Annotated in this window: 17 protein-coding genes, 1 tRNA gene and 1 riboswitch; of the genes, 17 read left to right on the top strand and 1 reads right to left on the bottom strand. The window is 27.8% G+C overall.

Annotation, left to right across the window (positions count from 1 at the left end; translation table 11 throughout):
* The first annotated feature begins 13 nt into the window (after positions 1 to 13).
* The 9 genes from secD (at position 14) to BQ2505_RS07900 (ending at position 9,799) form a co-directional block, all read left to right on the top strand.
* Positions 14 to 1,252 (top strand): protein translocase subunit SecD, encoded by a 1,239-nt coding sequence (gene secD / locus BQ2505_RS07940; RefSeq protein ID WP_074017224.1) that lies wholly within the window; start codon positions 14 to 16, stop codon positions 1,250 to 1,252.
* Positions 1,242 to 2,195: a protein translocase subunit SecF gene (gene secF, locus BQ2505_RS07935; RefSeq protein ID WP_074017223.1), complete on the top strand. Its 954-nt coding sequence runs from the start codon at positions 1,242 to 1,244 to the stop codon at positions 2,193 to 2,195. The genes secD and secF overlap by 11 nt, the downstream gene beginning before the upstream one ends.
* Positions 2,196 to 2,414: 219 nt before the next feature.
* Positions 2,415 to 3,962, top strand: a complete 1,548-nt coding sequence (locus tag BQ2505_RS07930; RefSeq protein ID WP_074017222.1) for a methyltransferase regulatory domain-containing protein — start codon at positions 2,415 to 2,417, stop codon at positions 3,960 to 3,962.
* 298 nt (positions 3,963 to 4,260) lie between these two features.
* Positions 4,261 to 5,061, top strand: a complete 801-nt coding sequence (locus BQ2505_RS07925) for a Cof-type HAD-IIB family hydrolase (protein WP_074017221.1) — start codon at positions 4,261 to 4,263, stop codon at positions 5,059 to 5,061.
* A gap of 18 nt (positions 5,062 to 5,079) precedes the next feature.
* On the top strand, positions 5,080 to 5,973 hold the full coding sequence (locus BQ2505_RS07920; protein ID WP_074017220.1) for a B12-binding domain-containing radical SAM protein: 894 nt from the start codon (positions 5,080 to 5,082) through the stop codon (positions 5,971 to 5,973).
* Positions 5,974 to 6,010: 37 nt separating this feature from the next.
* Positions 6,011 to 7,810: a bifunctional glycosyltransferase family 4 protein/polysaccharide deacetylase gene (locus tag BQ2505_RS07915; RefSeq protein ID WP_074017219.1), complete on the top strand. Its 1,800-nt coding sequence runs from the start codon at positions 6,011 to 6,013 to the stop codon at positions 7,808 to 7,810.
* A gap of 6 nt (positions 7,811 to 7,816) precedes the next feature.
* Positions 7,817 to 8,554, top strand: a complete 738-nt coding sequence (locus BQ2505_RS07910; protein ID WP_074017218.1) for a MipA/OmpV family protein — start codon at positions 7,817 to 7,819, stop codon at positions 8,552 to 8,554.
* Positions 8,555 to 8,726: 172 nt separating this feature from the next.
* Positions 8,727 to 9,599 carry a DMT family transporter gene (locus BQ2505_RS07905; RefSeq protein ID WP_074017217.1) on the top strand — a complete coding sequence of 291 codons (873 nt, stop codon included), beginning with the start codon at positions 8,727 to 8,729 and terminating at the stop codon, positions 9,597 to 9,599.
* Between the two features lie 113 nt (positions 9,600 to 9,712).
* Positions 9,713 to 9,799: transfer RNA gene (locus BQ2505_RS07900), tRNA-Leu, on the top strand.
* A 251-nt stretch (positions 9,800 to 10,050) separates the two neighbouring features.
* On the opposite strand, the gene BQ2505_RS08745 is transcribed toward BQ2505_RS07900, so the two are convergent.
* Positions 10,051 to 10,197: a hypothetical protein gene (locus BQ2505_RS08745; protein WP_154662210.1), complete on the bottom strand. Its 147-nt coding sequence runs from the start codon at positions 10,195 to 10,197 to the stop codon at positions 10,051 to 10,053.
* A gap of 249 nt (positions 10,198 to 10,446) precedes the next feature.
* Positions 10,447 to 10,628: riboswitch (Lysine riboswitch) on the top strand.
* A 90-nt stretch (positions 10,629 to 10,718) separates the two neighbouring features.
* Between BQ2505_RS08745 and kal the strand changes: the two genes are divergently transcribed.
* The 8 genes from kal to kamE all read left to right on the top strand — a co-directional run bounded on the left by kal (position 10,719) and on the right by kamE (position 19,230).
* On the top strand, positions 10,719 to 11,105 hold the full coding sequence (gene kal, locus BQ2505_RS07895) for a 3-aminobutyryl-CoA ammonia lyase (protein WP_074017216.1): 387 nt from the start codon (positions 10,719 to 10,721) through the stop codon (positions 11,103 to 11,105).
* A gap of 24 nt (positions 11,106 to 11,129) precedes the next feature.
* Positions 11,130 to 11,945, top strand: coding sequence for a 3-keto-5-aminohexanoate cleavage enzyme (kce, locus tag BQ2505_RS07890; RefSeq protein WP_074017215.1), 816 nt, complete (start codon positions 11,130 to 11,132; stop codon positions 11,943 to 11,945).
* Positions 11,946 to 11,973: 28 nt separating this feature from the next.
* Positions 11,974 to 13,011, top strand: a complete 1,038-nt coding sequence (kdd, locus tag BQ2505_RS08775) for an L-erythro-3,5-diaminohexanoate dehydrogenase (RefSeq protein WP_074017214.1) — start codon at positions 11,974 to 11,976, stop codon at positions 13,009 to 13,011.
* A gap of 113 nt (positions 13,012 to 13,124) precedes the next feature.
* Positions 13,125 to 14,402, top strand: coding sequence for a lysine 2,3-aminomutase (gene kamA / locus BQ2505_RS07880; protein ID WP_074017213.1), 1,278 nt, complete (start codon positions 13,125 to 13,127; stop codon positions 14,400 to 14,402).
* A gap of 3 nt (positions 14,403 to 14,405) precedes the next feature.
* Positions 14,406 to 15,422 carry a lysine 5,6-aminomutase reactivase subunit KamB gene (kamB, locus tag BQ2505_RS07875; protein WP_074017212.1) on the top strand — a complete coding sequence of 339 codons (1,017 nt, stop codon included), beginning with the start codon at positions 14,406 to 14,408 and terminating at the stop codon, positions 15,420 to 15,422.
* A 1-nt stretch (position 15,423) separates the two neighbouring features.
* The gene (gene kamC / locus BQ2505_RS07870) at positions 15,424 to 16,905 is read left to right on the top strand and encodes a lysine 5,6-aminomutase reactivase ATPase KamC (RefSeq protein WP_074017211.1); all 1,482 of its coding nucleotides are present in this window, start codon (positions 15,424 to 15,426) and stop codon (positions 16,903 to 16,905) included.
* Entirely contained in the window at positions 16,886 to 18,442 is a 1,557-nt protein-coding gene (gene kamD, locus BQ2505_RS07865; protein WP_074017210.1) for a lysine 5,6-aminomutase subunit alpha, read from the top strand. The genes kamC and kamD overlap by 20 nt, the downstream gene beginning before the upstream one ends.
* A complete protein-coding gene (gene kamE / locus BQ2505_RS07860; protein ID WP_074017209.1) occupies positions 18,442 to 19,230 on the top strand; it encodes a lysine 5,6-aminomutase subunit beta in 789 nt (262 codons plus the stop codon). Before kamD ends, kamE begins: the two co-directional genes overlap by 1 nt.
* The last annotated feature ends 58 nt before the right edge of the window (positions 19,231 to 19,288 follow it).

Genomic DNA, 19,288 nt, shown 5'->3' with positions numbered 1-19,288 from the left:
GATGGAGGAAAAGATGAGTAAGAAACTAGTTTTAAGATTGTTCTTAGTTATTGGAATTTTTGCTGTATCTTTATGGTTTAGCTTAATGAAACCTATTAAATTGGGATTAGATTTAAAAGGTGGAGCTTATGTTGTGCTTGAAGCCGTAGATGATGGAAAAACAAAAATAGATAATGAAGCTATGAATAGATTGATAGAAGTTTTAAACAGAAGAATTAATGGAATAGGAGTTGCAGAGTCTTCAATACAAAAAGCTGGAGATAATAGAGTAATTATAGAATTACCAGGTCTTCAAAATACGGAGGATGCAATCAATTTGATAGGTAAGACTGCTCTTATGGAATTTAAAATAATGAATGAAGATGGTACTTTAGGAGAAACTTTACTTACAGGTTCAGCATTAAAAAAAGCTGATGTTTCATATGATAATTTAGGTAGACCACAAATTTCCTTTGAAATGACTGCAGAAGGTGCTCAAGAGTTTGCAAAGATAACAAGAGAGAATATAGGAAGACAACTTGCAATAACTCTTGATGGAGTTGTTCAAACAGCACCAAAAATAAATACAGAAATTCCTAGTGGAAATGGTGCTATTACTGGAAATTATTCTGTTGAAGAAGCTAAGGGAACAGCAGCATTATTAAATGCAGGAGCATTACCAATAAAAGCAGAAATAGTAGAAACTAGAACTGTAGGAGCTACACTTGGAGATGAATCAATAGCTCAAAGTAAAAATGCAGGTATGGTAGCAATAATTTTAATATGGGTATTTATGTTGATATTCTATAGACTTCCTGGAATTATAGCAGATTTAGTAATAATTTTATTTGGATTTATAACTTTTGCTTGTTTGAATTTTATAGATGCAACTTTAACTTTACCAGGTATAGCAGGATTTATTTTATCACTTGGTATGGCAGTAGATGCTAATGTTATTATTTTTGAAAGAATAAAAGAAGAATTAAGATTTGGAAATACGATAAAAAATTCAATAGAATCTGGATTTAATAAAGGGTTTGTTGCAATATTTGACTCAAATTTAACTACTTTAATAATTACAGCAATATTATTTGTTTTTGGTACAGGACCAATAAAAGGATTTGCAGTAACTCTTGCAATAGGTACACTTGCATCTATGTTTACAGCAATTACAGCAACTAAAATATTACTTTTAACATTTGTAAGTATGTTTAATTTTAAAGATCCTAAATTGTTTGGAGTATCTTTAAAGGAGGCAAATAATGAAAACTAATTTAAATATTATAAAAAATATAAAAATATATCTTTCAATATCTATAGTTTTAGTAGCTTTATCAATAGTAATATTTTTTACAAAAGGCTTAAATTATGGTATAGATTTTTCTGGAGGGAATTTATTTCAATTAAAATATAATGATGTTGCTATGACATTGCCACAAATAAATGAAAATTTAGATGAATTATCAGGAGAATTACCACAAGTTAATTCAAATAGTAGAAAGGTTCAAATTTCAGATGATGGAACAGTAATTATAAGAGTTCCAGAATTAACTAAAGCAGAACAAGATAAAGTTATGGAAAATTTACAAAAATTAGGGACTTATACACTTGATAAAGAAGAAAAAGTTGGTGCTAGTGTTGGAGATGACTTGAAAAAAGCTGCAATTTATTCACTTGTGATAGGTTCTATTTTGATAGTGTTATACATAACATTAAGATTTGAATTTAGCTTTGCTATTGGAGGAATTTTATCTTTATTACATGACATTATAATAGCTGTTGGATTTATAGCACTTATGGGTTATGAAGTGGATACACCATTTATAGCAGCAATATTAACGATACTTGGATATTCAATAAATGATACAATAGTAATTTATGATAGAATAAGAGAAAATTTAAGAAGAAAAGCTAAAACTGGTGGTTCTCTCGAAGATGTTATGAATGATTCGGTAAATGAAGTTATGGTAAGATCTTTAAATACATCAATAACTACATTATTCTCGGTTGTAGCAATATTAGTTTTTGGAGGAGCAAGTTTAAAAACTTTTATAATGACTCTTTTAATAGGAATCTTAGCTGGTACATATAGTTCAATATTCGTTGCAACACCAATAGTTTATTTACTAAACAAAAGAAAAGGTAATAATATGAATGATATGTTTAAAGAAGAAGAAAATAAAGAAGATAAAAGAGTAGAAAAAATATTAGTTTAATAAATTATAGTTAGAAGTTTGTATTAAAATTTAATTTTTATTTTATAAAAACTTAGGATAAAAATAATCACTATTATTTATTAAATAAATTTCTCTTGACATCCCTATAGCTTGATAAATATATGATTTTTTTAACTGATATGGATGCCAGAGACTATTTTTAGTATTTTAAGTTGTACTTTCTTATGTAATGAAAAAACTTTTTGGAGGAAGAAAAATATGATAGAAAATACGAAAAAATTAGAAATGAGTTATGATGAAGTTCCTTATATATCAAAAACTTTTTATAATACACAACCAAATAAATTAAAATCGAATCTTAAATTACTGAATTTTGAAACACCAGATACAGAAACAGCAAGGGTATTAGAAATAGGTTGTTCATTTGGGGGAAATATAATCCCTTTTGCTTTAGCTAATCCAAAATCAAAAGTAATAGGATTAGATTTATCGAAAGTACAAGTTGATGAAGGTAATAAATTGATAGATAGCTTAGGAGCAGATAATATAAAACTTTATCAGAAAAATATTGTAGATTATAAAGGAGAATTTGGAGAATTTGATTATATAATCTGCCATGGAGTTTATAGTTGGGTTCCAGAAGAGGTTCAAAATGCTATCTTAGATGTAATAAAAAAATCTCTATCAAAAAATGGAGTTGCTGTGATTTCATATAATGTTTATCCAGGATGGAAAAATATGGAAATAGCAAAGGATATTATGACTTTTAGAGATAAATATTTATCAAAAAAAGGAGTAGAAGTAACAAATGAAAATAGAGTGTCTTTTGGAAAGGGAGCTATAGAATTTATACTTAATCATTCTCAGCAAAATGATAGAGTGAAAAAAAGTATTAAAGAAATTTTAAATAAAAATGATTATTATATTCTTCATGAATATTTTGAATTATATAATAAACCACTATATATTTATAACTTCGCAGAAAAATTAAAAGAATATGAATTAGTTCACGTTGTAGATTCTCAATTTATGAAGTCATTTCCACTTTTAGATGAAGAGGTAGAAAAAAAGATAAATAATGAATGTGGAGAGGATTATATTGCAAAAGAGCAATATTATGACTATATAAATGATACCCAATTTAGAAGTAGTATTATTACACATGCTGATAATTTAAAGAATATAAATATTTCTAAAGATATAAAAATTTCTAATTTAAAAGAATTATTTTATAGAGGGAGATATTTTAAAAATGAAGATAGAAAATATTTACTTTCAAATAAGATAAAATTGACAAATAATAGCCATTTAGAAGAAATATTGGACTTATTAAGTAATATATATCCAGAAACTTTAAGTTTAGATGAGATTGTAGAAAAATTAAACAATAAAATAGAATTAAAAGAAGTAGCAACTTTAATTTTGGAATTAATTTATTCACAAGATATTGAAATATTTAATAAGAAAAAGATTTTAGAAAGACAGGAGAAATTGAATATTATACCAAAATATAAAAGATATTTGGAATATTTTGCTACTTCAAAGAATCCGATTATTTCTTTTTCAAATATATTAGGTTTAACATACGAAGTTGAGGATATGAAATTTAAAATTTTCATGATAGTATCATTGTTTGATGGGACAAAAACAGATGATGATATATATGGAATATTAAAGAAAAAAGTAGAAAATAAAGAAATTAATGTAAAGGGAGAAGATGAAATAACTGTAGAAAATAATCTAAAAAACTTTATTTCTGCGTTAAGGAATTTGGTTGAAGAAAATTTCTTTAATACCGAGGGTTAAGATTAAATCTTACATATTACATCAAATATAATAGAGGGGCTGTTGTAGTTTAGTAAAAAATAAAAAAATAATTTATTACTGAGTGGATTTTTAATGATAAAAACAATATTTATTCTAAATTTGGTAAACTTATTATACTCAAACATGCCAAAATTTATATGATTTACTTACTTTGGTTTTATATAAAATCTACGCTAGTAATTTATTTGACTTTTATCTTTTATATTCAAAATTACAATGGTCTTTTTTTATTTCGTGTTTATGATATAATAAAATTATTATTTTTAAGGAGTTATTAATGAGTTATAAATTAGTTGTATGTGATATGGATGGGACATTACTTACATCTCAACATAGAATTTCTGATTACACAGCAGATATTATAAAAAAAATTGAAAAAAAAGGAGTAAAATTTTTAATAGCTACTGGAAGACCATTTTTAGATGCAAAACACTATAGAGATACTTTAAATTTATCTTCATTTTTAATAACATCAAATGGAGCTAGAGCCCATAATGAAAAAAATGAAGTTATTGTTGCAGAAGATATACCACAAAAATTTACAGAAAAATTGTTATCCTATGATTTAGATAGAAAAAAATATCATAGAAATATTTATTTAGACAATGATTGGTTTATTGAATATGAAATTGAGGGACTTAGAGAATTTCATGAGGAATCTGGATTTCAATTTCAGATAACAGATTTAGATAAATTTAAAAATGGAGCTGTTACAAAAATATTTTTTTTAGCAGAGGAAAATGATTTAGAAAAATTAGAAAAAAAATTAGTGAAAGATTTAGAAAATGATTTAAGTATTACAATATCATCTCCATATTGCTTAGAATTTATGAAAAAAGGTGTTAATAAAGCTGAGACATTAAAAAAAGTTTTAAAAATATTGGATATAAGTCCAAATGAAGTTATTGCTTTTGGAGATAGCATGAATGACTATGAAATGCTTAGTTTTGTTGGGAAACCTTTTATTATGGGAAATGCAAATAAGAGATTGATTGAAAGTTTACCAAATGTAGAAGTAATTGGTAATAATAATGAAGATGCAATAGGGAAAAAATTGCAAGAGATTTTTGAAATATAAAAGGAAGGATACAAAAATATGTACGATTTATATGATTTTCCATTATACAGACCACCAAGTGAAGCATATAGCTTGATTATTCAAATAACTTTGGGGTGTTCACATAATAGATGTACTTTTTGTAGTATGTATAAGGATAAAAAATTTGTTATAAAACCGATAGAAAAAATAAAAGAAGATATAGATGCTTTTAGAGCAATGTATAGAAATAGAGAAGTGGAAAAAATATTCCTAGCCGATGGAGATGCACTAGTAGTTCCAACAAAAATTCTTGTTGAGATACTAGATTATATAAAAGAAGTTTTTCCGGAATGTAAGAGAGTTTCAGTTTATGGAACAGCTATAGCTATTCATCAAAAGTCTATTGAGGAATTAAAACTTTTATACGAAAAAGGATTAACTCTAGTATATTTAGGTGTGGAAAGTGGAGATGATGAAGCTTTAAAGTTTATTAAAAAAGGAATTAAAGCTGAAAAAATAGTTGAACTTTCAAAAAAAATTATGAGTGTAGGAATAGATTTATCTATAACTTTGATAGCAGGTTTACTAGGGAAATATCAAGATAATAAGATGCATGCAATAAATACAGCAAAAATTATAGTAGACATATCTCCAAAATATGCAAGTATTTTAAATTTAAGATTATATGAAGGAACAGAATTATATAAACTTATGCAAGAAGGAAAATATGACTATATGGAAGGTATTGATGTTCTAAAAGAAATGAAATTAATACTTTCAAATATGGATATTTCTAAAATAACAAGTCCGATAATTTTTAGGGCTAATCATGCTTCAAATTACTTAAATTTAAAGGGAAATTTACCTGAGGATATCCCAAGAATGATAAAAGAAATTGATTATGCTATAGAGAATGAAGCTATCAATGTAAATAATTATAGATTTTTATAAATTTATAGAAAAGTGTGAATTTTAAAAAGGAGAGCTTATGAATATACTTATGGCTTTATCTCAGCTTGAAATAACTGGAGCTGAAGTATATGCAGCAACAATAGCAGATGAACTTATTGCAAGAGGAAATAATGTTTTTATTGTTTCTGATACTTTAACGATACCAACAAAAGCTGAATATATAAAATTAGAATTTAATAAAAGAAGTTTATTACAAAGAATAAAGCATATAAAAGAATTATATAAAATAATTAAAGAAAAAGATATACATATAGTTCATGCTAATTCAAGAGCCTCTTCATGGAGTTGTCAAATTGCTTGTAAATTAGCTGGAATACCTTTGATTACAACAACCCATGGTAGACAACCTGTACATTTTAGTAGAAAATTAATAAAGGCATTTGGAGATTATTCAATAGCTGTTTGTGAAAATATAAAAAAACATATGGTAAATGACATAGGATACAATGAAAATAAAATTTCTGTTATTTTAAATCCGATAAATTTTGTTGAAAAAGAATTTAAAAAAGATGAAAATTCAAAAAAAAATATTTCTATTATAGGTAGATTATCAGGACCTAAAGGTGATGTAGCTTACGATTTGTTGGAAATTTTAGCTCAAGATGAAATTTTGAAAAACTTCCAAATAAAATTAATTGGTGGAAAAGATATTCCAGAAAAATTTTTAAAATTTAAAGAAAAGGGAATAGAATTTTTAGGATATGTAAATGATTTACAATTAAAATTTTTAGAAGCTGATGTTGTTATTGGAGCGGGAAGAGTAGCTTTTGAATCAATATTAAATAAAAGACCAGTGATAGCAGTAGGAGAAACAGAATATATAGGTTGTATAGACTCTCAAAATATAGACCTTGCTCTTACATCAAATTTTGGAGATATAGGTTCTATGAAATATCCTATAATAGATAAAAATATTGTGCTAAATGATTTAGAAAAAGCCTTAAAATTAGGATTAGAAGAGAAAGAAAAATTAAAAAACAAGGTATTTTTAAAAACTAATTTGAAACATATAGTTGACAAAATTGAAAAGAAATATTTCTCTTTGTATGTAGATAAGAAAAAATATGAAGTTCCAGTTGTAATGTATCACAGAGTTATAAATAATTCAGAAAATGAGGGAATATATGGAACATATATCTATGAAAATATTTTTAGACAACATATGCAATATTTAAAAGATAATAACTTCGATGTTATTACATTTGAAGATTTAAATAAAATTGGTTGGAGAAATAGATTTCAAAGAAATAAAAAATATATTATGATAACTTTTGATGACGGTTATGTCGATAACTATAATTTAGCTTTTCCAATATTAAAAGAATTTGGTTTTAAAGCTACCATATTTTTAATGGGGGAGTCTACTTATAATGAATGGGACGTTAATGCTGGAGGAGAAAAAAAGTTCGAGCTTATGGATAAATTTATGATTAAAGAAATGCAAGATTATGGAATTGAATTCGGAGCTCATACATTTAATCATCCAAAATTAAATAAATTATCAGAAGAAGGAATAAGACATCAGATTGTAGATGTAAAGAAACCTTTAGAAGAAAAAATTGAAAAAGAAATTATAACTTTTGCCTATCCTTATGGTATTTTAAATGACTATGCAAAAAAAATGGCAAGGGAAGCAGGCTATACTTTTACAGTTTCAACTGATTCGGGTTCAGTTTGTCTTTCAGATGATTTATATCAAATAAGAAGGATAGCAATATTTCCTAATACTAATCTATTTAGTTTTAAAAGAAAAGTTGCAGGAAATTATAATTTTAAAAAAATAAAAAGAGAAAAAAAGAAAAATAAGGAGAATTAGATATTTATGAAAAAAATTTTATTGCTAAGTTTAGCTTTATTATCGATAAATTCAGTAGCTTCTGAAGTTAAGGGATCTGTTTCTACAATGATAAGTAAGAGGGATTCACTTTATAAAGGAAGAGAAATTCTTCCTCTTCCAATTTGGGCTAATTTAAAATATGAAAATTTATATTTACAAGGAAGTGAAATTGGAGCAAAATTTTTAGATAAAGATAATTTTGATGCTTTTGTTTTTGCTCAACTTCAAGATGGACATTCAATAAAAGGTTCAAGAATGAATCCGGGTTATTCCACTATAAATAGAAGAAGTTTTCAACAATCTATTGGTCTAAAAGCTGATATAAAACTTAAAATAATCTCAAAAGATGTAACTTTAAGTCCTTATTTTAGTTTGGGAAAAAGAGGAGCAATTGGAGGAGCTAAGTTATCTACATTCTTTATGCCAGTAGAAAGATTAGTTATAGTTCCATCTGTAAGTTCAAATATTTATTCAGAAAAATATACTGATTATTATTTTGGAGTTGATAAAAATGAGATAGGTGGAAATATAACAAAGGAATACTCACCAAAAATGTCTTATTCAGTTTCAGCAAACTTATATGGAGAGTTTTATTTTACAAAATCACTTTCGGCTTTTGCATTTATAGATGTTACAAAATATGGATCAGAGGTAACTAAATCTCCAATAGTTGAAAATAAATTAATAAATAAAACAGGATTGGGATTGAAATATACATTCTAATTTTTATTCTATAGGAAAGCATAAAATCAAATAACAAAGTTAGTCTCTGACGTCCGTATTAGTTCGAAGAGCCTGTGTTTATTGAGCTCGTAGAACTCATACGGCTGTCAAGAGACTCTTTTTATTTTTAAGATACTAATACTATTATTATGCAAAGTGAGGCGACAGTAGTATGACAATAAGTAAAAAAACTAAAGGTATATTTTGGATGTTAATATCTGTAATTGGATTCACATTTATGGGGATAGCAGTAAAATATTTACCAAATATACCAACATATGAAAAAGTATTTTTTAGAAATTCTGTAAGTTTTTTAGTGTCAGCTTTTGTCTTGTTTCAAGAACATGAAACTATAAAAGTTGAGAAAAAAAATATACCATTTGTTTTTGGGAGATCTTTTTTTGGTTTCGTTGGAATGGTAGCTAATTTTTATGCTCTTGAGAATTTAACGATGGCAGAAGCAAATATGTTGAACAAATTATCTCCTGTTTTTGTGACAATCTGTGCTTGTATATTTTTGAAAGAAAAAGTTGATAAAAAACAAATTATAGGAATAATTTTAATGTTAATAGCTGTAGTTTTTGTAATAAAACCTAGTATTTCACCAGCAGTTATTCCTAGTTTAGTGGGCTTGTTTTCAGCTGTTTTAGCTGGTTTTTCTTATACTATAATAAGATATCTTAATGGTAAGGTTAAATCAGAAATAAATGTGTTTTATTTTTCATTACTATCTGTCATTTGTGCTTTTCCAATGATGATATCAAATTTTGTAAAACCTTCCTTAGTAGAATTTATGATATTATTAGGTGGAATAGGTATTTCAGCAGCATTAGGACAGTTCGGACTTACATATGCGTATACATTTGCTCCAGCATCGGAAGTTTCTATTTATAACTATGTAATTATAATAACGAGTATGATAATGGATTATGTATTATTTACAACTATTCCAGATTTATTCAGTTTTATAGGTGGGACAATGATAATAACAACAGCTATTTTCTTATATTTTCATAATAGAAAAAAAATTGATACTTCAAATTAGTTTAAAATTTTAAATATTTATAATTCATATCTAATAATAGAGACGAAAAAATGGAGGGTAATGAAAATTTTATATTGACTTTTTTATTAAAAGAGTGTATCATTATCTAGCAAGCCTGAGTGACGAAATTGGTAAACGTAGCAGACTCAAAATCTGCCGGTATTTGTACCTTGCGGGTTCGAGTCCCGCCTCAGGCACCATATTATTTAGTAAAGTTTTATAAAATCTTAAAGTTACTTAAAATCATAAGTTCAAACTGTTGAAAGATTAATAAGCTTTTACAAAATTATATAAAATATAAAAATTACAACAGACAAAATTAAAAGAGATTCAATTAAGAATCTCTTATTTTTTTCTATAGGAGAGTATAAATTTAGTATAAAAATTAGTCTCCGACGTCCGTATTACTCTGGAGAGTATTTCATTGAGCTCGTAAAAACTCATACGGCTGTCAAGAGACTTTTTTTATTTCTTTCACAATAATATTTAAAATAAATTCTTTTTTATCCTCAAATTCCTTAGGTATAAGTCTCATATACTCTTTAGTAAAAATTATTTCTTTTGCTTTATTTTTATCTAGAGTCTCTTTTTGTTCCATATGATCTTCTAAAACTATGATATTAACCTAATAATATCATAGTTTTTTATATAGATTTAATAAAATTTTAATTCTTTACTTTTTTAATAAATAAATTATAAATGTTTTATTTTAGAACTTATAGTTTTATTTTTTATAAAATATTACTATTTTTTAAAAAATAGTTTGACATTATTTTTTTAAATAATATAATTTAAGTATTAAAAGAGGGATAGATAGTGTCCATACAAAAATACAATTAAATAAATAATGAAAAATAGAGGTGCATGTATGTAAGGTAGAGCAAAGTTGTTAAGAGATAAGCCTCGATACTTTGTTTCGAAGAGCATAGTTGCCGAAAGAACATTAACTGCTTATAGTTAAGTTTCTTGGTCAATGTAAACGAACATTGACTGTCATATTCTTTTTGAGTATGGAGAGCTATTTTATAGTTTTTCTTTAATCGATACAGAATAGGATTGGGCAAACCATGTATACCTCTATTTTTATTATTAGGTTAGGTTTATTTTAAGGAGGATGGTATGAAATCATTAATCAGATTGAGAATGAGTTCTCACGATGCACATTATGGTGGAAATTTAGTTGATGGAGCAAGAATGTTACAACTTTTTGGAGATGTAGCAACTGAGCTTTTAATTCAATTAGATGGAGATGAAGGATTATTTAAAGCCTATGACAGTGTTGAATTTATGGCTCCTGTTTTTGCTGGAGACTATATTGAAGCTGTTGGTGAAATAGTAAATGTAGGAAATAGCTCAAGAAAAATGGTGTTTGAAGCAAGAAAAGTTATAGTTCCAAGACCAGATATTTCTGAATCAGCTGCTGATGTTTTGGCAGAACCTATAGTTGTTTGTAGAGCAACAGGAACTTGTGTAACACCTAAAAACAAACAAAGAGGTAAAAAATAAAAAAGTTGATTGAGGAGGGTATAAGTGGAAAAATTAATAATAACAGCAGCTATTTGTGGAGCTGAGGTAACAAAAGAACATAATCCTGCCGTTCCTTATACTGTTGAAGAAATAGCAAGAGAAGCAGAGTCAGCATATAAAGCTGGAGCCAGTATAATTCATTTACATGTTAGAGAAGACGACGGAACTCCAACTCAAGATAAAGAAAGATTTAAAAAATGTATAGATGCAATAAGAGAAAAATGTCCTGATGTAATAATACAACCATCTACTGGTGGAGCTGTAGGAATGACAGATTTAGAAAGATTACAACCTACAGAGTTGCATCCAGAAATGGCAACGTTAGATTGTGGAACTTGTAATTTTGGTGGAGATGAAGTTTTTGTAAATACAGAAAATACAATTAAAAATTTTGGAAAAATTCTTATTGAAAGAGGAGTAAAACCAGAAATAGAAGTTTTTGATAAAGGTATGATAGATTATGCTATAAGATATCAAAAACAAGGATTTATACAAAAACCAATGCATTTTGATTTTGTATTAGGTGTACAAATGTCAGCATCTGCAAGAGATTTAGTATTTATGTCTGAAAGCATACCAGAAGGTTCTACTTGGACTGTTGCAGGTGTAGGAAGACATCAATTCCAAATGGCTGCCTTAGCAATAGTTATGGGAGGACATGTAAGGGTTGGATTTGAAGATAATGTATATATAGACAAAGGAGTTTTAGCAAAATCAAATGGAGAACTTGTTGAAAGAGTTGTAAGACTAGCAAAGGAGCTAGGTAGAGAAATTGCAACACCTGATGAAGCAAGAGAAATATTAAGTTTAAAAAAATAAGTTAAAATTTAAGGGAGGAATGATTAATATGAAGAAAGGGTGTAAATATGGTACACATAGGGTTATTGAACCTGCTGGAGTTTTACCACAACCAGCTTTAAAAATATCAAATGACATGGAAATTTTCTCAAATGAAATTTTAATAGATGTAATTGCTCTTAATATAGATTCAGCATCTTTCACTCAAATAGAAGAAGAAGCTGGGCATGATGTAGAAAAGATAAAAAATAAAATAAAAGAAATAGTTGCTGAAAGAGGGAAAATGCAAAATCCAGTAACTGGTTCTGGAGGAATGTTAATAGGGAAAATAGAAAAAATTGGTGATGATTTAGTTGGAGAGACTGATTTGAAAGTTGGAGATAAAATAGCAACTTTAGTTTCACTTTCATTAACTCCATTAAGAATAGATGAAATAATAGATATTAAACCTGCAATAGATAGAGTAGAAATCAAGGGTAAAGCAATTTTATTTGAAAGTGGAATATATGCAGTATTACCAGAAGATATGCCAGAAAATCTTGCTTTAGCAGCACTTGATGTTGCAGGAGCACCAGCACAAGTTGCAAAACTTGTAAAACCTTGTCAATCAGTTGCAATTTTAGGTTCGGCAGGAAAATCTGGAATGCTTTGTGCTTATGAAGCAGTAAAGAGAGTGGGACCTACTGGAAAAGTTATAGGTGTTGTAAGAAATGAAAAAGAAAAGGCATTACTTGAAAGAGTAAGCTCAAAAGTAAAAGTTGTTATAGCAGATGCTACAAAACCTATGGAAGTATTAAATGCAGTTCTTGAAGCTAATAACGGTAAAGAAGTAGATGTAGCTATAAACTGTGTAAATGTTACAAACACAGAAATGTCAACAATTTTACCAGTTAAAGAATTTGGAATAGCTTATTTCTTCTCTATGGCAACTGGATTCTCTAAAGCTGCATTAGGTGCTGAAGGAGTAGGAAAAGATATAACTATGATAGTTGGTAATGGATATACAGTAGACCATGCAGCAATAACTTTAGAAGAATTAAGAGAAAGTTCAGTATTAAGAGAAATTTTCAATGAACTATATTTATAAGAAAAATAATAAGTAGAAGATATTCAAAATTGGTGTGAGAATTATAAATTGTAAGAAATGAATTTAATAAGGAAAATTTATTATTTATTGTAAGGTTATAAGGAGATGATATTATGAATACTGTTAACACAAGAGCTAAGTTTTTTCCAAATGTAACAGATGAAGAGTGGAATGATTGGACATGGCAAGTAAAAAATAGGATAGAAAAAATTGATGATTTAAAAAAATATGTTAATTTAAGTGAAGAAGAAGAAGAAGGAGTTAAGAAAACTCTTGAAACATTAAGAATGGCTATTACTCCATATTATTTTTCATTAATAGATATGGACAGTGATAGATGTCCTGTTAGAAAACAAGCTATACCAACTATTCAAGAAATACATCAAGCAGATGCAGATTTGTTAGACCCATTACATGAAGATGAAGATTCTCCAGTACCAGGGTTAACTCATAGATATCCAGATAGAGTTTTATTACTAATAACAGATATGTGTTCTATGTATTGTAGACATTGTACTCGTAGAAGATTTGCTGGTTCAAGTGATGATGCAATGCCTATGGATAGAATAGATAAAGCTATAGAATATATAGCAAGAACTCCTCAAGTAAGAGATGTGTTGTTATCAGGAGGAGATGCTTTACTTGTATCTGATAAAAAATTAGAAGGAATAATAAAAAAATTAAGAGCTATACCTCATGTTGAAGTAATAAGAATAGGAAGTAGAACACCAGTTGTTTTACCTCAAAGAATTACTCCAGAATTATGTAATATGTTGAAGAAATACCATCCAATTTGGTTGAATACTCACTTCAATCACCCACAAGAAGTAACTCCAGAAGCTAAAAAAGCTTGTGAAATGTTAGCTGATGCTGGTATACCTTTAGGAAACCAAACAGTATTACTAAGAGGAATTAATGATAGTGTTCCTGTTATGAAAAGACTTGTGCATGATTTAGTAATGATGAGAGTAAGACCTTATTATATTTATCAATGTGATTTATCTATGGGACTTGAACACTTTAGAACACCAGTTTCTAAAGGTATAGAAATAATTGAAGGTTTAAGAGGACATACTTCTGGATATGCAGTACCAACATTTGTTGTTGATGCACCAGGTGGAGGAGGAAAGACTCCTGTAATGCCTCAATATGTAATTTCTCAAGCTCCTGGAAGAGTAGTTTTGAGAAATTTTGAAGGAGTTATAACAACTTATACTGAACCTACAGATTATGTTCATGAACCTTGTTATGATGAAGAAAAATTTGAAAAAATGTATGAAGTAAGTGGAGTTTATATGCTAGATGAAGGAAAACAAATGGCACTTGAACCTAGCCACTTAGCAAGACATGAAAGAAATAGAAAGAGAGCTGAAGCTGAAGGAGCAAAATAAGAAATGTTAGATACTTATAAGTTTATTGAAAAGTATAAGAGAATATCTATAATTGGCATGGAAAAAAATGTCGGGAAGACGACTCTCCTAAATAAACTTATAACAGATATTGGTAAAAAGAAAAAGTTAGGTCTGACTTCCATAGGTAGAGATGGTGAAGATGTTGACGTTGTTACAAGTACAGATAAACCAAGAATATATGTGAGAGAAGGAAGTATTGTTGCAACAGCTAGAGATTGTTTGAACAGATGTGATATAACAAAAGAAATTTTATATGTAACAGACTTTACCACTCCTATGGGAGATATAGTGATAGTCAGAGCATTATCAGATGGCTATGTAGATGTAGCAGGACCATCTTATAATAAACAGGTAAAATTTGTTGTTGAGCTTATGGAAAAATTTGGAAGTGAAATTTCAATAGTAGATGGGGCTTTAGGAAGAAAGAGTACAGCTATAAGTGAAGTAAGTGATGCAACGATTTTATCTACAGGTGCAGCTTTATCTTTAGATATGTTAAAAGTTATTGAAGAAACAAAAAAAACAGTTTATTTTTTAGAGCTAAAAGAAGTAGATGAGAATATAAAATCACAAGTAAATAAATATAATTCTGAAAAAGCAATATTATTTTATAAAAATAATGAAATTAAAATTTTAAATGTTACAAATTCAATAGATTTATCTAAGGTTTTAAAAGAATATTTGAGAGAAGATTTAGAATATTTTTATATAAAAGGAGCAATAACACCTAAAATAATTGAAACTTTTATAGATAACAGAGGAAATTATAAAAATATGATTCTTTTAGCTGAAGATGGAACAAAGTTCTTTTTAGATAGTTCATTGTTAAAAAAAGCTAAATTATGTGGAATAGAGTTTAAAGTTTTAAATAAGATAAATTTATTATTTGTAACGATAAATCCTCATTCTCCATTAGGTATAGATTTTAATAAAGATGACTTTAAACTAAGACTAGAAAATGGACTATCTATTCCAGTTATTAATGTTTTAGGAGATTAAAATGAAATTTATAGATGAAAATACTTTAAATAGATTAAATTTTAAGGGCTTGTTATCAAAAATTGAAATATTATCAGCCTATGGGAAAAATAGATTAAATAGTATAAAAAATTTTAAAATAGGTGAGGAAGAAGAATTAAATAATGAGTTTTTAAAAATGGAAAGAATTTATAAATTCATTTCAGAAAATAAAAAAGCTACTTTAGAAATAGAAACTATTTTACATAGATTCAAAGATATAAGAAAAATAGTTGAAAATTCTATGAATGATATAGTTTTGGATACAGTAGATTTATTTGAGATAAAAGCACAACTTTTATCTATGAAAGACTTATCGGTTTGTTTAAAAGAATACAACGAAGTATTTTTTGATTTTATTCCTAAGGAATTAGATGAGTTAAATAGAATTTTAGATCCTAATGATGAAAAAGTAGCAACTTTTTATATTTATGAAAAATATTCTGTGATTTTAAAAGAAATTCGTAGACAAAAGAAAGAAGTAGAAAATAGATTGTTTTCTGAAAATGACTATGATGTTATAAAAAGATTAAAAGATGAAAGATTATCTATCTTGGTTGATGAAGAAAAAGAAGAATTTAAAATCAGAAAAAATTTATGTGAAACTTTGAAAAAATATGCAGAAGATTATTTAGAAAATATAAAGAAAATTGGAGATTTAGACTTTATTTTAGGAAAGGTTAAATTTGCAAGAGAATTTGGGGGAGTAAAGCCAAAAGTTTCAAAAGAAAAAAAAATAATCTTAAAAAATGCAGTAAATATAGAAGTTAGAGAATATCTAGAAACAAAAAATAAAAAGTATACTCCTATAAGTGTAGAATTAGATACGGGAACAACTATGATTACGGGAGCTAATATGGGTGGGAAAAGTGTTGCATTGAAGACAATAGCAGAAAATGTGTTACTTTTTCAAATGGGATTTTTTGTTTTTGCAGAATATTCAAGTATACCTCTTTTAGATTTTGTATTTTTTGTATCAGATGATATGCAAGATATATCAAAAGGGCTTAGTACTTTTGGAGCGGAAATAATAAAATTAAAAGAAGTAAATGAATATATAAAAAATGGAACTGGGCTTGTGGTTTTTGATGAGTTTGCAAGAGGAACAAATCCAAAAGAAGGACAAAAGTTCGTTAGAGCTTTGGCAAAATATCTTAATGATAAAACAAGTATTTCTATTATAACTACACATTTTGATTCTGTTGTTGAAAGAAATATGAAACATTATCAAGTTGTAGGTTTAAAAAATATAGATTTTGAAAGTTTAAAAAATAAATTGAAGGTAAATAATTCTTTAGAGTTAATTCAAGATAATATGGACTTTACTTTGGAAGAAAGTGTAGAAACTGAAGTTCCTAAAGATGCTTTGAATATAGCAAAATTAATAGGGTTGGATGACGATATATCGGAAGTAATTTATAGAGAGTATGAATGGGAGGAAAATAATGGCGAAATTGGATCTTGACTGGGGTTTAGTTAAAGAAGCTCGTGAGTCTGCAAAAAAGATAGCAGCTGATGCCCAAGTTTTTATTGATGCACATAGTACAGTTACAGTAGAAAGAACAATTTGTAGATTATTAGGAATAGATGGTGTAGATGAGTTTGGTGTTCCTTTACCAAATGTTGTTGTAGATTTCATAAAAGACAATGGAAATATAAGTCTAGGAGTAGCAAAATATATTGGGAATGCTATGATAGAAACTAAGCTACAACCTCAAGAAATAGCTGAAAAAATTGCAAAAAAAGAATTGGATATAACAAAATTTAGTTGGCATGATGATTTTGATATCAAGTTAGCCTTAAAGGATATAACTCATAGTACAGTAGAGAGAATAAAGGCTAATAGAAAGGCTAGAGAAAATTATTTAGAACAATTTGGTGGAGATAAAAAAGGACCTTATATCTATGTTATAGTTGCAACAGGAAATATATATGAAGATGTTACTCAAGCAGTTGCAGCAGCTAGACAAGGAGCAGATGTTGTTGCTGTTATTAGAACAACAGGTCAATCTTTACTAGACTTTGTTCCATTTGGAGCAACAACTGAAGGTTTCGGGGGAACAATGGCAACTCAAGAAAACTTTAGGATAATGAGAAAAGCCCTTGATGATGTTGGAGTTGAACTTGGAAGATACATAAGACTATGCAACTATTGCTCTGGACTTTGTATGCCAGAAATAGCAGCAATGGGAGCATTAGAAAGACTTGATATGATGTTAAATGACGCTTTATACGGAATACTATTTAGAGATATAAATATGAAAAGAACATTGGTTGATCAATTCTTCTCAAGAATTATTAATGGATTTGCTGGAGTTATTATAAATACAGGGGAAGACAACTATTTAACAACAGCTGATGCAATAGAAGAAGCTCATACAGTTTTAGCTTCTCAATTTATCAACGAGCAATTTGCATTGATTGCTGGTTTACCTGAAGAACAAATGGGACTTGGACATGCTTTTGAAATGGAACCAGGAACTGAAAACGGATTTTTATTAGAACTTGCTCAAGCACAAATGGCAAGAGAAATATTCCCTAAAGCACCTTTAAAATATATGCCACCTACAAAATTTATGACAGGAAATATATTTAAAGGGCATATACAAGATGCTTTATTTAATATTGTTACAATAACAACAGGACAAAAAGTTCACTTATTAGGAATGCTTACAGAAGCAATTCATACACCTTTTATGTCTGACAGAGCATTATCTATAGAAAATGCAAGATATATTTTCAATAATTTAAAAGATTTTGGAAATGATATAGAATTTAAAAAAGGTGGAATAATGAATACAAGAGCTCAAGAAGTTCTTAAAAAAGCAGCTGATTTATTAAAAACAATAGAAAGCATAGGAATATTTAAAACAATAGAAAAAGGTATATTTGGTGGGGTTAGAAGACCTATAGATGGTGGAAAAGGTCTTGCTGGTGTATTTGAAAAAGATAGTACATATTTTAATCCTTTCATTCCATTGATGTTAGGAGGGGATAAATAATGAGTTCAGGTTTATATTCAACAGAAAAAAGAGATTTTGATACAACACTTGATTTGACTCAAGTTAGACCTTATGGAGATACAATGAATGATGGTAAAATTCAAATGAGTTTTACTTTACCAGTTCCTTGTAATGAAAAAGGAATAGAAGCGGCTTTGCAACTTGCTAGAAAAATGGGATTTATAAATCCTGCTGTAGCATTTTCTGAAGCACTTGATAAAGAATTTTCATTTTATGTAGTTTATGGAGCAACTTCTTTTAGTGTAGATTATACTTCGATAAAAGTTCAAGCATTAGAAATAGATACTATGGATATGCATGAATGTGAAAAATATATAGAAGAAAATATTGGTAGAGAAGTAGTAATGGTTGGAGCAAGTACAGGAACAGACGCTCATACAGTTGGTATTGATGCCATTATGAATATGAAAGGTTATGCTGGACATTATGGACTTGAAAGATATAAAGGAGTTAGAGCTTATAATTTAGGAAGTCAAGTTCCGAACGAAGATTTTATTAAAAAAGCAATAGAGCTTAAAGCTGATGCACTTTTAGTATCACAAACAGTTACTCAAAAAGATGTTCACATAGAAAATTTGACTAACTTAGTTGAATTATTAGAAGCAGAAGGGCTAAGAGACAAAATAATCTTAATAGCTGGAGGAGCTAGAATAACTAATGATCTTGCCAAAGAATTAGGTTATGATGCAGGTTTTGGTCCTGGGAAATATGCAGATGATGTAGCTACATTTGTTTTAAAAGAAATGGTTCAAAGAGGTATGAAATAAGAAAAGGTATTTGTTATAAGGCTTTAAAAGAATTTATTATAAGGGATATGGTTGGAAA

The sequence above is a fragment of the Fusobacterium massiliense genome, from assembly GCF_900095705.1.
In the GTDB taxonomy this organism is placed as follows: Bacteria; Fusobacteriota; Fusobacteriia; order Fusobacteriales; family Fusobacteriaceae; genus Fusobacterium; species Fusobacterium massiliense.
Note: the sequence above shows the minus strand (reverse complement) of the source record. Positions and strands in the feature narration are given on the sequence as shown.